Source organism: Flavobacterium psychraerolatum (assembly GCF_025960985.1).
Taxonomy (GTDB): domain Bacteria; phylum Bacteroidota; class Bacteroidia; order Flavobacteriales; family Flavobacteriaceae; genus Flavobacterium.
Genome location: NZ_JAOQMX010000005.1, coordinates 95233 through 110584 on the forward strand (window position 1 = coordinate 95233; position 15352 = coordinate 110584).

14 protein-coding genes, 2 tRNA genes and 1 pseudogene are annotated in these 15352 nt (G+C 32.0%); 4 read left to right on the forward strand and 13 right to left on the reverse strand.

Annotation, left to right across the window (positions count from 1 at the left end; genetic code table 11):
* Position 1: 1 nt before the first annotated feature.
* From M2326_RS03545 to M2326_RS03555, 3 genes are read right to left on the reverse strand one after another with little or no spacing between them, the layout of a single operon-like run.
* A complete protein-coding gene (locus tag M2326_RS03545; protein WP_264618175.1) occupies positions 2 to 1936 on the reverse strand; it encodes an alpha-1,4-glucan--maltose-1-phosphate maltosyltransferase in 1935 nt (644 codons plus the stop codon).
* A gap of 60 nt (positions 1937 to 1996) precedes the next feature.
* On the reverse strand, positions 1997 to 3277 hold the full coding sequence (locus tag M2326_RS03550) for a glucose-1-phosphate adenylyltransferase (RefSeq protein ID WP_264618176.1): 1281 nt from the start codon (positions 3275 to 3277) through the stop codon (positions 1997 to 1999).
* A gap of 3 nt (positions 3278 to 3280) precedes the next feature.
* The gene (locus M2326_RS03555) at positions 3281 to 4696 is read right to left on the reverse strand and encodes a glycogen synthase (protein WP_264618177.1); all 1416 of its coding nucleotides are present in this window, start codon (positions 4694 to 4696) and stop codon (positions 3281 to 3283) included.
* Between the two features lie 530 nt (positions 4697 to 5226).
* On the opposite strand from M2326_RS03555, the gene M2326_RS03560 reads away from it, so the two are divergent.
* Positions 5227 to 6291, forward strand: a complete 1065-nt coding sequence (locus tag M2326_RS03560) for a sensor histidine kinase (RefSeq protein ID WP_264618178.1) — start codon at positions 5227 to 5229, stop codon at positions 6289 to 6291.
* Positions 6292 to 6348: 57 nt separating this feature from the next.
* Entirely contained in the window at positions 6349 to 6741 is a 393-nt protein-coding gene (msrB, locus tag M2326_RS03565; protein WP_264618179.1) for a peptide-methionine (R)-S-oxide reductase MsrB, read from the forward strand.
* Between the two features lie 60 nt (positions 6742 to 6801).
* On the opposite strand, the gene M2326_RS03570 is transcribed toward msrB, so the two are convergent.
* The 9 genes and pseudogenes from M2326_RS03570 to M2326_RS03605 form a co-directional block, all read right to left on the reverse strand.
* Entirely contained in the window at positions 6802 to 7218 is a 417-nt protein-coding gene (locus M2326_RS03570; protein ID WP_264618180.1) for a DUF1634 domain-containing protein, read from the reverse strand.
* The gene (locus tag M2326_RS03575) at positions 7196 to 8032 is read right to left on the reverse strand and encodes a sulfite exporter TauE/SafE family protein (protein WP_264618181.1); all 837 of its coding nucleotides are present in this window, start codon (positions 8030 to 8032) and stop codon (positions 7196 to 7198) included. The genes M2326_RS03570 and M2326_RS03575 overlap by 23 nt, the downstream gene beginning before the upstream one ends.
* A gap of 79 nt (positions 8033 to 8111) precedes the next feature.
* Positions 8112 to 8387: an efflux RND transporter permease subunit gene (locus M2326_RS03580; protein WP_264618182.1), complete on the reverse strand. Its 276-nt coding sequence runs from the start codon at positions 8385 to 8387 to the stop codon at positions 8112 to 8114.
* A complete protein-coding gene (locus tag M2326_RS03585; protein ID WP_264618183.1) occupies positions 8384 to 8590 on the reverse strand; it encodes an efflux RND transporter permease subunit in 207 nt (68 codons plus the stop codon). The genes M2326_RS03580 and M2326_RS03585 overlap by 4 nt, the downstream gene beginning before the upstream one ends.
* A gap of 47 nt (positions 8591 to 8637) precedes the next feature.
* A complete protein-coding gene (locus tag M2326_RS03590; RefSeq protein WP_319800819.1) occupies positions 8638 to 9585 on the reverse strand; it encodes an efflux RND transporter permease subunit in 948 nt (315 codons plus the stop codon).
* Between the two features lie 20 nt (positions 9586 to 9605).
* On the reverse strand, positions 9606 to 9890 hold the full coding sequence (locus M2326_RS03595) for a winged helix-turn-helix domain-containing protein (RefSeq protein ID WP_264618184.1): 285 nt from the start codon (positions 9888 to 9890) through the stop codon (positions 9606 to 9608).
* Positions 9838 to 10176: pseudogene (locus tag M2326_RS17575) on the reverse strand (response regulator transcription factor); the annotation flags it as partial. The pseudogene M2326_RS17575 and the gene M2326_RS03595, both read right to left, overlap by 53 nt.
* Before the next feature lie 159 nt (positions 10177 to 10335).
* A tRNA-Val gene (locus tag M2326_RS03600) sits at positions 10336 to 10413 on the reverse strand.
* Positions 10414 to 10480: 67 nt separating this feature from the next.
* A tRNA-Val gene (locus tag M2326_RS03605) sits at positions 10481 to 10555 on the reverse strand.
* A 207-nt stretch (positions 10556 to 10762) separates the two neighbouring features.
* On the opposite strand from M2326_RS03605, the gene M2326_RS03610 reads away from it, so the two are divergent.
* A complete protein-coding gene (locus M2326_RS03610; protein WP_264618185.1) occupies positions 10763 to 12553 on the forward strand; it encodes an ABC transporter ATP-binding protein in 1791 nt (596 codons plus the stop codon).
* A gap of 59 nt (positions 12554 to 12612) precedes the next feature.
* Here the strand turns inward: M2326_RS03610 and M2326_RS03615 are convergent, their stop codons facing one another.
* Positions 12613 to 13779 carry a proline dehydrogenase family protein gene (locus M2326_RS03615; protein WP_264618186.1) on the reverse strand — a complete coding sequence of 389 codons (1167 nt, stop codon included), beginning with the start codon at positions 13777 to 13779 and terminating at the stop codon, positions 12613 to 12615.
* A gap of 297 nt (positions 13780 to 14076) precedes the next feature.
* On the opposite strand from M2326_RS03615, the gene aroB reads away from it, so the two are divergent.
* On the forward strand, positions 14077 to 15156 hold the full coding sequence (gene aroB / locus M2326_RS03620) for a 3-dehydroquinate synthase (protein ID WP_264618187.1): 1080 nt from the start codon (positions 14077 to 14079) through the stop codon (positions 15154 to 15156).
* The last annotated feature ends 196 nt before the right edge of the window (positions 15157 to 15352 follow it).

Consider the following 15352-nt stretch of genomic DNA (forward strand, 5'->3'; position numbering starts at 1 on the left):
ACTATTGTTGAATTTTAAACAAATGAAAAGGTAATTCCGGACTTATTTCAACATAATTCCATTCTTTATCCCATAAATAGCTATTTCCAGTAATCAAATCTACAATATGAACAGGATTAATTCCTAACTTATCAATAGGTAATCTCACCCATCCTTTTTGAGTATTTGATGAATCTAAATTAACTATCATCAGTGTTTTGTTTTGTAAGTCATCATCAAATTTATAATAAGCTATAATTTGATCATTATTGGTATCACAGAAAACGATGTTATTTGTTTGTTGCAAAGAAGATTGCTCTTTACGAATCTGGTTAATTTTTGTGATTAATCGAGTCAATTTATTCTGAATGGTCCAATCCCATTTATAAACCTCATATTTTTCAGAATTAAGATACTCTTCTTTCCCTGGTGCCATCGGTTCTGAAACTCTATATTCGAATACGGGACCATATATTCCAACACTTGAACTTAAGGTAGCTGCTAGAAAATACTTTTGCAAATGCATTGATTCATTTCCGTTTTGCAAAGCAAAAGGATTAATATCAGGTGTGTTTGGCCAAAAATTAGGACGATAAAATTCTTTTTGCTCAGATTGTGTTAATTCAGATACATATTCTGTTAATTCAGCTTTTGAATTCCTCCATGTAAAATAGGTATACGATTGACTAAATCCCTGTTTTGCCAGCTCATTCATGATTTTTGGACGTGTGAATGCTTCTGCTAGAAAAAGTACATCTGGATGTTTTTTCTTGATCTCGCCTATTAACCATCCCCAGAAGTAAAAAGGCTTAGTATGCGGATTATCAACACGAAATATCTTTATATTACAATCTTCAATCCAAAATAATGCAACGTCTAATAATTCTTTCCAAAGATTTTTCCAGTCTGAACTTTCAAAATATATAGGCTGAATATCTTGGTATTTTTTAGGCGGATTTTCAGCATATTGTACTGTTCCGTCTGGTCTCCATTTAAACCATTGTGGAAAATCCTTTACATATGGATGATCTGGTGCCGCTTGTAAAGCATAATCCATAGCGACTTCAATTCCCCAATCTTGTGCTTTTTTTACTAATGATTTGAAATCTTCTATTGTACCCAATTCAGGATGAGTAGATTTATGTCCCCCTTTTTCTGAACCAATTCCCCAAGGTGAACCAACATCTCCTGGTTCAGCATTAGTTGCATTATTTTTACCCTTTCTATTTACTTCTCCAATAGGATGAATCGGCGGAAAATATAAGGTATCAAAACCCATTTGTGCTACTCTAGGCAATAATCTTTCACAGTCTTTAAAAGTTCCATGTTTACCCTCTTCTTCTGAAGTTGAACGAGGAAAAAATTCATACCAAGTACTAAATAGTGCTTTTTTTCTATCTACGTAAACTTTTAATTGTGAAGATTGATTAGCTAATAACCGTGTTGGGTATTTTTTAAAAATTTCAGTTAACCTAGGTGATGTAACTTCAGGAATTGCTTGATCATATTCTGATTCAGTTTTCAATAGGTATTCTAAATGTCCCAAATATCCTCTTTCATCGTGTGTTGCTACATCAAGAATAGCATGAACATACTCTGCCCCTTCTAGTAATTCTGATTTCACATATTGACTGTCTTGAATTTTACGATCTGTCCCGTGTTGCCAGTTTAGCGCATAATCAACCCAACCTTCTACAAAATAGCTATAATTCCCTTGTTTATCGACTTTAAAATCGCCAAACCATTCATCATTTACGGTTGGAATCATTCGAACTTCATTCCAATTTTCATCAGACTCATGTTTGTATTTTACACAAACCTCAATGACATCATGACCATCAGAGAAAACAGCTGCAGTTACATGTACCGTCTGACCAACTATTCTCTTTACAGCGAAAGTACCACCATCCAATTGTGGTGATACATTTTCTATTATAATTCTGGTTTGATTCTGCATTTTATAAATGTATATCTTTTCTAATTTATAATTTACTTTAGTTTTTCTGAATACCTATTATTATTTGATAATATAATTATCTGGAATTATTGCTCCTTTTATAACAACTACAATTCCATCTTTGACAGCATACAATTCATTGGAAGTATTTTCTAATTCTGGACTTCCAATAATTTGAACATCATTCCCAATTCGACAGTTTTTATCGATCAATGCATTCTTAATAAAGCATCTTTCACCAATTCCAATTAAAGTTTTATTTTTATCTGTTTCCTCTTCCATTTTCTCGATACTTTGATACAAATCATTACCCATAATATAGCAATTTTGTATCACAGAATCCTTGCCTATTCTAGAACGTATTCCGATTACAGATTTTGTTATTTCTTTAGCATTCAAAATACAACCTTCAGAAATTAACGAACGATCAATCTTAGTGTTTTGGAATTTTGAAGGAGGTAATAATCTTGGACGTGTATAAATTTTATTATCGTTATCAAACAAATTAAATTTTGGAACATCATCTGTTAGACCAATATTTGCTTCAAAGAAAGAGTCAATATTACCTATATCTGTCCAATATCCTTCGTATTGGTAACTTAATACTTTATGAGTTTCAACTGATTGTGGTATAATTTCTTTTCCGAAGTCTTTGGCATCCGGATTAGCCATAAGTTCTACCAATAAATCTTTATTAAAGATATAAATTCCCATTGAAGCTAAATACAGCTTTCCTTCAGATTCCATTTGTTCACTCACTTCAGAAGACCAACCAGGTAATAAATCCTGAACAGGTTTTTCAATAAAAGATTCAATGAAACTATCACTATTTGTTTTCAAAATTCCAAAATCTGATGCGTCTTTTGCGTTTACAGGCAAAGTGGCTAAAGTGATATCAGCGTCTTTCCTGATGTGCTCTTCGATCATCTCGTTTAAATCCATTTGATACAATTGATCCCCAGAAAGAATTAATGCATAATCAAATTCATGATTCAAAAAGTGCGGCATACATTGTCGTACAGCATCTGCTGTTCCTTGAAACCAATTAGGGTTATCTACAGTTTGCTCTGCTGCCAAAATATCAACAAAAGCTTGACTAAAAGCACTAAAAACGTAAGTATTTTTAATGTGAGCATTCAAAGACGCCGAATTAAATTGTGTTAATACAAACATTCTATATATGTCAGAATTCATACAATTAGAAATAGGAATATCAACAAGTCTGTATTTACCTCCAATTGGCACGGCAGGTTTCGACCTCGACTCCGTTAACGGATACAATCTTGAACCTTGACCACCTCCTAGAATAATCGCAATCACATTTTTTCTCTTCGCTTTCATCTTTTATTTTATTATTAAATTATACATTTTTAAATATTCTTGGTATGCTGTTTTCCAAGAATGATTAAGTGTCATCCCGGATTTTATTATTAAATTTATTTTTTCTTCATTTTCAAATAAAACTAAAGCTCTATTAGTTGCAGTAATCATGTCTTCAACAGTTGCGTTTTCAAAACAAATCCCTTGACCATTATCCTCTATATCAATTACCGTATCTTTTAGTCCTCCGGTGCGTCTAACTATAGGAATAGCTCCATAACGATATGCATACATTTGATTCAATCCACACGATTCTGTGCGTGACGGTATCAATAAAAAATCAGAGCCAGCATAAATCAAATGTGCCAATTCTTCATTAAAGCCAATGTAAATATTATAATTCTTTTGATAATCAGTTAATAAATTACTCAATTGTTTTTCAATGGTTATATTTCCTTTGCCTAATATAAGAATATTAATTTTATTAGCGTTTTCTTGCAATACTTTTTTTGAGTATTCACACAATAAATCAGCTCCTTTTACATCCAATAGCCTTCCTACATAACTTATCAACGGCACATCATGTGATAAATTAAATAAATCACATAATTTTTCTTTGTTTTTTCGTTTACCAAAACTAAAATTCGTTATCGAAAAATTTACTTCAATTTTTGTATCGGTAGTAGGATTCCATGTTTCATAATCAATTCCACTTAGAATCCCTTTCGATTTGTATCTCGTTTCGTTGAATAAATATTCTAATCCATTGGCTGAAATATTAACCTCATTTAGGTAATTAGGAGAAACGGTTGTAATGGCCCTTGCACACCTCAATCCAGCGGCTAGTGAATTAATACAACCATCCCATTCTAAAAGTCCTTTTTTATTCACATCATAATCTGGTAAATAATTATTTTTATCAAAACTGAATTGTCCTTGATACAAAGCAGTATGTATTGTTAATAATGTTGGGATATTTTTTAATTTTTCATATTGCATCCCTTGTGTTATCATAAATGGTATTAGTGCAGTATGATGGTCATGACAATTAATTACTGCAGGGAATTCATTTCGTGTCAATAACCAATCTAAAAATGCCTTTTGAAAAGTTAAAAATCGTTCTATATCATCTTTATATCCATAAATATCTTGCCTATCAAAAAGTTCTTGAATCACTATCAGATACAATTCAAACCCTAATGAATTATTTTTTTCTTTAAGTATTTTAAATGGAAAAAGAAATTGCCCCAATTCTACATCTGCCCAAAAAATAGTTTCAAATTTATTTTCTTGGATAAATTTGGTTTCATAACAAGGAAGAAACACTTTTACTGAATGTTCTTCCATATTCTGGTATTTTGCCAATGCGCCAACCACATCTGCTAAACCACCAACCTTAGCAATTGGATAACATTCAGCACTAATATGAATAATTTCCATATGAATAATTTAAAACAATTATAGTTTAAAAATAATCTATGACTTTCATCAATTAATTATCAAAAACCGAATAAATACCTGAATAAAAGTATTTAACATTTTCTAAATTTAGTAAAAAAATAAGTAAACAAAAGGATATTTGAAATTTTAGTAAAAATTTAAAAATTGACTCTTATAAGTCTTTATTTATATGCTTTTTTAATCAAAATAGGCCATTACATTACAATTATTCATCAAAAAATCACTAAATGGTTAAAAATTTAATAAAACTTGTTCCAAATTAGCAACAATTTTCTTTAATAAATCAATTCCATCATAAATACTAAGATAATTCTTCCTTACACTTTTTAAAATATAATGATTATTTGATCTTAGAATAGTAGGTAGATAAACGAATGATTTAATTTTTTCCTATTTTTAACATAAATTATAGTCTTAATAAATGTTCATTTGTCTACTATTAAGTAGTATTTTCGAATTATTTTTCGAATTAAATTATGAACTGCCTTTCTACTGTTAGTTAACCACAAATGAAATTATACTTACACCTTTATTTTAATCGAACAATGAGTTTTGTTTTGACGGTATTTATTATTTTAATGATTGGTTATATCGATGTACTGACAGGTACGGAAATGGCTTTTTCATTTTTTTATCTACTACCAATTATTTTATTAGCTATAAATAGTAATGTGAATTTGATAGATATCATAACATGTTCTGTAGTTGCTGCAAGTTCTTGGTCGTATTCTGAATATGCACATATCTCATTATCCAATACTTTTTTCCCAATTTGGAACTCAACTGTGCGCTTATTAATATTTGTTATCATTGGAACTCTTATCTATAGATTGAAAGAAAAAGAAAATAGAATTCAATCAACAAATCAAAAATTAAAGAAACTGAATCTTGAAAAAAATAAATTTATAGGCATTGCTGCACATGACCTAGCCAATCCAATTGGAGCTATTAATTCCTTCGCTGATCTACTGATTGATAATTGTGCGCAGAATAATTTAGCCGAAGTTAGCGAAGGACTAGAAATTATAAAAACATTGAGTGCAAATACGATGGCCGTATTAAAAAATCTTTTAAACGTAGCTGTTATCGAATCTGGAAAAATTGATTTGAAGATGCATCAAGAGGATTATATTAATTTCATAAGAAATCAAATTACTTATAACCAAATTGTTGCAAAAAATAAATGTATAAAAATAGAGTTAAAAACAAATTTACAATTCATACCACTTCATTTCGATACACATTATTTAAGTGAAGTGATTAGTAACTTATTATCAAATGCTATTAAATATTCTTATCCTGAAAGTACTATTATAGTTCAGGTTTCTCAAGAAGATAATTCGATTATAACCAAAATTATCGATAATGGAAAAGGGATTCCTGAGAAAGAACAACAAAACTTATTCTATTACTTTGAAAAATCAAGTACACAACCGACCGCAGGAGAAAGTAGCACCGGACTTGGTTTGGCAATTGCAAAACAAATCGTAAATTTACATCAAGGAACAATTGGCTTGAAAAGTAAAATTAATGAAGGTACAACGTTCTATTTTTCACTTCCAATGAAAAAATAATTGTATCAGGCCATTTTCTTAATTAAAAGAATACGAATTTTTAAAAAAAAACATCACATGAGTTATAAAGTAGAAAAATCTGAAAGCGAATGGAAAGACCAACTAGGTGCTGAGCGTTTTAGAATATTACGTGAAAAAGGTACTGAATACCCACATACGGGAGCTTATAATATGCATTACGAGAAAGGGGTGTATTGTTGTGGTGCCTGTGGAGAGCAATTATTTGAAAGTAATTCAAAATTTGATGCACATTGTGGATGGCCCTCTTTTGACGAAGCAATTCCAGGGAAAGTAAAAAATGTATTGGATAAAACACACGGCATGATTCGAACAGAGGTTGTTTGTGCTAACTGCGGTGGGCACTTAGGACATGTATTTAATGACGGTCCAACGCCAACAGGAGAACGTTTTTGCGTGAATTCGTTGTCTATCGATTTTAAGGAAGAATAGTAAATGAAAAAGAACTTCTCTAGTTTTAGAGAAGTTCTTTTTATGATACAGTACCCTTATTTAATGTGCAAATCCAAGAATAACACTCACTGCTATTATTAAAATGACAATGGTAGTAATGGTAGCATATAAATAATCTTTTTCGAAAATAAAAACAAAGAGCGACAGTAAGATTCTAGTGATTGGTGTTAAGAACAATAGAATAATCCCAAGTAAAATAATTGACTGTCCTTGTCCAGTAGAAACACCAGTGATAATACTGTCAACTATAGAAGTAAATGTTTCATGATTGCCTGCAAAACTACTGTAATTTTTTACTAGATCGGCTTGTTGCAGTATGTACAATATGCCTCCAAATGTACTGACAGACAAAGATAACCACACTCCATATTTTAATACAAGACTAATTATTTTTTGAAAATCAATACTACTCTGTTTTGGAACTTTGCTCCCGTTAAATTTTACCATTGATTCCATTGTATATCATATTTAAACCTAAGATTATTATTAAAAATGCAAAAAGAAGTCTAAGCTTTTTAGGATCTGTTTTTACTAAAACTTTCGCACCTCCCATGGCTCCCAAAAGAACCCCTATCACGATTGGCATACAAATTTCGGGTTGCACATAGCCTTCTTGAATGTATATGACAGAGCTAGCCATTGCAGTGACTCCCATCATAAAATTACTCGTAGTTGTAGAGACCTTGAACGGAATTTTCATGATTGTATCCATAGCAATAACTTTGAAGGCACCAGATCCAATCCCCAATAATCCAGACATTAATCCTGCAATCCCCATCATGCTAAAACCTCCCACAATATTTTTTGTACCGTAACTGATTATTTCACCATTGTGCGCAGGATAACTTCCGGGTAATTTTAAGGTAACAGCCAAAGTGCTCGAATGCTCAACGATATGCTCTTCTTTTTTTCGAATGGCATTTAGTGCTGAAAATATTAGTGTCAACCCAAATACAACTGCAATTGCTGCGGTCGGAATCATGGTAGAAAGTAGCGCGCCACAAACAGCTCCAGTTGTAGTTGCAACTTCTAAAAAAATACCTAATCTCATATTGGTAATTCCTTCCTTAACATAGGCTGCAGCTGAACCTGAAGAAGTCGCTATGACAGATACCAAGGCAGCACCAATTGCATAATGAATATCAACTCCAAGAAAAACGGTTAACAACGGAATAATTATTATTCCACCACCTAAACCTGATAATGACCCTATAAATCCTGCCGAAATAGCACCAATAAATAGGATCAGTGTAAAGATAATTACTGTCATTTTTTAATATTTTTATAACTAAAATAAAATACTTGCGGAAGTACCGTAAGAGATAAAACCATAAAAATTATTAATCCACCTACGATCTCATAATGGCCAGTGGCTTTTGAATCTCAGATCCCATTCCTGTTGATAATGCAGCCGGAAGCAAACCTAACGGCGCCATAAGTGCAATCATGACAATAGGTCTGATTCTATTGTAAACACCGTTTGAAATAGCTTCTTTTAATTCCATTTTGTTTTTTAAATTTTCTTTAATAATTCCAATCAAAACAATACTATCAATGGCACTATTCCTAAACAATATAATAAAACTAATACCACTGAAATTCCGAATATTGTACCAGTAAATCATACCGAAATAAAACTACCAATAAAGGCATTAGGCATGGTACTAACCATAATAAGAGTGTCTTTAAAATCACCAAAATTAAAATATAATAATAACAAAATTAAGACTAAAACGATTGGTACAATGAGAGCCAACTGTTTTGAATCTCTTTCTTTACTTTCAAATTCACCTGCCCATTTTACCACGTTTTCTTTTGGTAATTTCACCTCTTAAGCTACTTTTTTTGAGCTTCGGTAATAGTGCTACCTAGGTCTCAACCTTCAATATTAAAACCTATTGCAATATACCTACTATTTCCTTCTCGATAGATAAAAGTTGGTCCAGTTTTAAAATCAATGGTAGCAATTTCTTTCAATGGTATTCGCTTTCCATCGGTTGTAAGTACTAGAAATTTTTCTGTTTTTTCCTTAGAATCTCTATATTCTTTTTCGAATCGAATACGTATATCAAACTTTTTTTCTTCGTCATAAAAGGTTGAGGCAGCTTGCCCACCAATCGTCTTTGCAATTACAGCTTGTGCAGCTGTAGTTGTAGTTGTAATAGCGTATCGTGCCATCTTATCATCGTGTAATTGTATTCTAAGTTCTGGTAGTACACTATTTTTATAAACATTACTATCTTCAATTCCTTTGATATCTTTGATCGAATTGGCCACTTTTTGAGCCCTTGATTCTAATTCGAACAAATCATTTCCGAAAATTTTAATTACCAATAGACTTTTTACTCCCGCAACATACTCTTCTACATTGTCTTGGATGGGCTGACTAAAGTTGAAATTAATTCCGGGATAAACTTGTAATTGCTGCTTTATTTCTGTAATCAAACCATTATTATCTATTTTTCTTTTCCATTCACCTTCAGTTTTTAATTCAATATGAAATTCTATATTAAAAAAACCTGTAGGGTCGGTACCATCATTGGGTCTATCCATTTGTGACAAAATAAACTTTAGCTCTACAAATTTACTAATAAACTCTTTTATTTCTTGCGTCAGTTGAACTGCTTCATCAAGATTAACACTATTTGGCAAATTAGCTCTCAAATAAATGGCACCTTCATTCAGTTTCGGAATAAATTGAGAGCCATAAAAAGCAAATCTTCCAATGCATATTACTAAAAGGTTCAAAAATAAAATTAAAGTTAGTTTTCTATACCTAGCGCTTAACAGAAATGATTTATATGAATTTTCGCTAAAAAAAATGACTGATTTTGTTTTCTATTTCAACAATATTTTTGATCAACAATACCTTGCACATAGCAAGAACAAAGGTCAAACATAAAATTAATGAACCAATTAAGGCATATCCTAGTGTAAACGCTAAAGGTGATAACATCTCCCAAAATCTCTTTGCGAGACAAAACCTTATTTTTATTTTCGATTAAAAAGAGAAGCAGTTTGTATTCACGAGGCGAAAGATTTACTTGCTCGTCTTTCATCATTACCTTATGTTCATCAATAAAAACATGTATAGAACCACAGTTTACAGGAAGTTGAAGGATCTTCATTATTAAATTTAGTTCGCCGTACGAGTGCGTTGATTCTTGAGATTAACAAATTAAAAGGTTTAACCAAATAATCATCTACAACAAAATCCAATATTTCAACTTTGTTATCAGCCTCTCCCAAGGCATTTAGCATGATTACGGGGATAGATTTCTTTTTAAATCGAAGTAATTTAACTAGTTCAATTCCACTAGTATCGGGGAGCAGGTTATCCTTTAGGATGATATCCCATTGTGATGATAAAATATGTTCTCTTGCTTCAACACCATTTTCGCTCAAATGCACAGTAAAACTATTTTCGCTAGTCCTTTGATCATAAAATCGCTAATTCGTTTATCATCCTCAACTAATAGATATTCCTCTGTTGTGCTTTTTTTTTTTACAAATTTACTATATTGATAAAAATATAAAGCAAAAAAAAACTCCAACAAAATTGTTGGAGTTTCTTGGTGGGCGATGAGGGGTTCGAACCCCCGACCCCCTCGGTGTAAACGAGGTGCTCTGAACCAGCTGAGCTAATCGCCCTATTTTACTAGGTTGTAATTATTACTAATTACCTGCTAAACATTTTAAAGATAATGTTTGAATCTTGTGGGCGATGAGGGGTTCGAACCCCCGACCCCCTCGGTGTAAACGAGGTGCTCTGAACCAGCTGAGCTAATCGCCCTATTTTACTAGGTTGCAATCATTACCTATTGCGAGTGCAAATGTAAGACGAGTTTTTGAATAAACAATGCATTTAAAAAAAAAAAGATATAAAAAAATAACCTTTCCCCCTTTAGAACTCATTAACAACTATTTAAGATAAGTAGAAGATAATAGTTTTTTTTTCTACTAACTATATAATGTACATTTGCAATAAAAATATAACTCAATGGCCCGTTTTAAAGAAAATGATTTACCCAAAGCGAAACTAAATACTAGTTCTCTCCAAAAGGCATTACGAATTTTTAAATATTCCAAAAATCAAAAATGGAAATTTTTTGTTGGTTTACTCTTTTTGCTATTAACTAGTGCCACTGCCCTAGCCTTTCCAAAATTGATGGGTATGCTTGTTGATTGTGTATCAACCAAAGATTTAGACAAAGCCAATCAAATTGCATTGGCATTGATGGGGATTTTAGTACTGCAAGCTGTTTTTTCGTTTTTTAGAATATCGTTGTTCGTAAATTTTACTGAGAATACTTTATCTAACATTCGTTTTGCATTGTATGAGAATTTAATTAAACTACCCATGTCATTTTTCTCTCAAAAGCGCGTTGGAGAATTAAACAGTCGCATCAGTGCAGATATTTCGCAATTACAAGATACGCTTACTACAACCATTGCCGAATTTTTGAGACAATTTATCCTTATCGTTGGAGGTTTTATTATCCTAGGAAGCATCAGTCCAAACCTTACTATCATGATGCTTTGCATTGTTCCCGTGGTAGCCGTTGCTGCAGTGATATTTGGTCGTTTTATTCGAAAATACGGAAAAATGACGCAAGACAAAGTAGCCGAAAGTCAAGTTATTGTTGAAGAAACTTTACAAGGAATTACAAACGTAAAATCTTTTGCTAACGAATGGTATGAATTGGAACGTTACAAAAATAAAATTAAAGAAATTGTAGCGATTGCAATCAAAGGAGGACAATACAGAGGATATTTTGCATCGTTCATTATATTATGTTTGTTCGGTTGCGTAGTAGCGGTCGTTTGGTACGGAATCACATTAACTATTAAAGGTGAAGTTGACGGTGTTGGAGATTTAATTTCCTTCATTTTATATACTACATTTATCGGAGCTTCTTTTGGAGGAATAGCTGAAATGTATGCACAAATTCAAAAAGCCGTTGGTGCTACAGAACGAGTTTTTGAATTATTAGACGAAGTTCCAGAAGCAATTAATACTACTCCTAATAAAAATCCAATTGAAAAAATAAAAGGGAACGTTACATTCAAAAATGTAGCTTTCAGTTATCCTTCTAGAAAAGAAATCAAAGTTTTAAAAGAAGTTAACTTTAAAGCTGAATTTGGCCAAAAAATAGCCGTTGTCGGTCCAAGTGGAGCTGGTAAATCAACTATTGCTTCTTTATTACTCCGATTTTATGATATTGAAAGTGGCGAAATTAGTATTGATGGTAAGAACATCTACAATTACGACCTAGAAGAGTTACGCGGTAATATGAGTATCGTACCTCAGGATGTAATTTTATTTGGAGGTACAATCAAAGAAAACATTGCCTACGGAAAACCAAACGCTACTGAAGACGAAATCATAGCCGCAGCAAAACAAGCTAATGCTTTAACTTTTATCGATAGTTTTCCTGAGAAATTTGAAACTGTAGTAGGTGAAAGGGGTATTAAGCTTTCTGGTGGTCAAAGACAACGTATTGCTATTGCCCGTGCATTATTAAAAAATCCTAGTATTCTGATCTTAGATGAAGCCACTTCTTCATTGGATAGCGAAAGTGAAAAATTAGTGCAAGAAGCTTTAGAAGTTTTGATGCAAGGTAGAACTAGTATTATTATTGCTCACCGTTTGTCAACAATTCGTTCAGCAGATCAGATTTTAGTATTGGATAATGGTGTTATTTCAGAACAAGGAACACATCAAGAATTAATTAACCTTGAAAATGGTATTTATAAAAATTTAAGCAATTTACAATTTAGCCATTCCTAAGTGCAGTATTGAAATTATAAAATTAAAGCTCCAAATAATCACTATTTGGAGCTTTTTTTTTATGCCTTTCTTCTAGATCTTTCCGTTTTTAACAGCTTCAATTCTCTACTGGTTTGTCCGGCAACAGAGGTGTTTTCTTCAGCTCGACGAATCAAGTATGGCATTACATCTTTTACCGGTCCAAACGGCAAATACTTAGCCACATTATACCCGTGAGCTGCCAAATTATAGCTGATGTGATCACTCATACCATACAGTTGACCAAACCACACCTTTGAATTACTAACAGATATACCCTTCTTTTTCATTAAATCGAGTACTATTAAAATACTTTCTTCATTATGTGTACCAAAAAAAACTGAAAGCGTAGCACTATTATCTAGTAAATAACTTGCAGCAGTGTCGTAGTTTTGATCCGTAACTTCTTTGTTAATACAAATTGGAGAAGGATAACCAAATTCAATTGCGCGATTGTTCTCTTTTTCCAAATAAGCCCCACGAACCAATTTAATACCAATAAAAAAACCATCTTGGATAGCGATATTATGTATTTTTTTTAAATAATCCAAACGATCCCACCGGTACATTTGCAACGTATTAAATATGATTGCTTTATACTTATTATATTTTCGCATCATGTCCAGAATCAAATCGTCTGCTGCTTTTTGCATCCAGCTTTCTTCGGCATCAATTAACAAAGACACGTTGGCATCAAAAGCTGTTTTGCAAATTAATTCGAATCGAGCTTCGACCTTCTTCCATTCTTCTAGTTCTGTTTCAGTTAATTTTTGACCCGCACTTATTTTTTCGAACAAAATAAACCTACCTATTCCTGTTGGTTTAAAAACAGCAAATGGAATAGCAAGTTTTTCTTTCCCAAAAGTGATGGTTTTTAATATCATTTGGGTAGCTGCCTCAAATTGCTTTTCTTCCTCTTTTCCTTCTACAGAAAAATCCAATACTGCCGATACTCCTTTGGTAAACATAGTATCAACTACAGTAAGACAATCTTGTTCATTTACACCTCCACAAAAATGATCAAATACAGTTGCTCGTATCAAACCTTCAACCGGCAAATGTACTTTGAGTGCAAAATTGGTAACGGCTGTCCCTATCCGAACCAAAGGTTCATTGGCAATCATTTTAAATAAAAAATAAGCTCTTTCTAACTCGGTATCACTCTTTAATGCAAAAGCTACTGCTGTATCTTCAAAAATATTCCCCATTAACTTGAATTTTTAATTAAAAATAGATAATTATAAACCAACTTTTGTTTTGATCATCACAAAGTTTTTTATTTTATATTAAAATAACCTTCAAAATGCCTAGAACTAGCGCGAGACCGCATTTTTAACATGAAAAAACAAAATATCTCTACGAAATAAAAGCGCTTATTTTTCAAAAAATTAAAGGAATAAAATCAAAAAAAATGTAGATTTGCAAAAGTTTTCAAGGAGCACATTAACTGTTGTTTCCTTATTGATACTATCGCTTTTTACTCATATTGCAAATTACAATTAATTATGTCTTTACAATCACATACTATACAAGCCGTTGATCATCCTATTCACTTTAATGAAAAAGGATACGAAGCTTTAAATGCTCATTTGAGAGAAAACAAATATTCAAATTTATTTATTATTGTTGATAGTAATACCAACGAATTTTGTTTACCCAAATTTCTTCCGTTAGTAGAGACTAATTTGGGAATTGAGATCATCGAATTTGAAGCTGGAGAAATCAATAAAAACATTGATACTTGTGTAGAAATTTGGAATGTATTAACTGAACTTGGTGGGGACAGAAAAAGTCTTGTTATTAATCTTGGTGGTGGAGTTGTAACCGATCTAGGAGGTTTTGTTGCCTCTACATTCAAACGTGGAATCGATTTTATAAATATCCCTACTACATTATTATCTATGGTAGACGCTTCTGTTGGTGGGAAAAATGGAGTAGACTTGGGTAATCTAAAAAATCAAATAGGTGTATTCAACTTACCGAAAATGGTAATTGTAGATACTGAATATCTTGAAACAGTTCCTCAAAATGAAATGCGTTCAGGATTAGCCGAAATGCTGAAACACGGTTTAATTTATGATAAAACATATTGGGAACACTTTTTGAATATCAGAGCCATCAATTTTGCTCAATTGGACGAATTAATTTTTCGATCTGTAGCCATAAAAAATGAAATTGTAACTCAAGATCCCACTGAAAAAAACATAAGAAAAGCATTGAATTTTGGACATACTTTGGGTCATGCTATAGAAAGTTACTTTTTGGAAAACCAAGAAAAAACTACCTTACTACATGGTGAAGCTATTGCTGTTGGAATGATTTTGGAAAGTTATATTTCATTACATAAAAACTTAATCTCAGAGCAAGAATTCAATGAGATTAAAACTACATTAAAATCAATCTATCAAGACATCACGTTTGACACAAAAGACATCAACCCCATCCTTGAATTATTGATTCATGATAAAAAAAATGAGTACGGAACAATTCAGTTTGCATTGATAGAAGGTATTGGTAAAATAATCATTAATCAAACAGTTGAAAATGAATTGATTCTTAAAGCATTTCAAGATTATCAATCTTAATATTTTTTTACCATAAAGGATTGGATTACGTCTATATTATTTTTTACATTTGCGTTAATGAAAACAAATAAAAAACAACAAAATAACACTTCTCGAAGCCGCCAAAACAATAGGTCTTTTTTGAGTTTATTGAAACGGTTCTATTCGACAAGAGGCAACTTTATTTTTGATGTTTTTGACTTTTTAAAAACAGAGA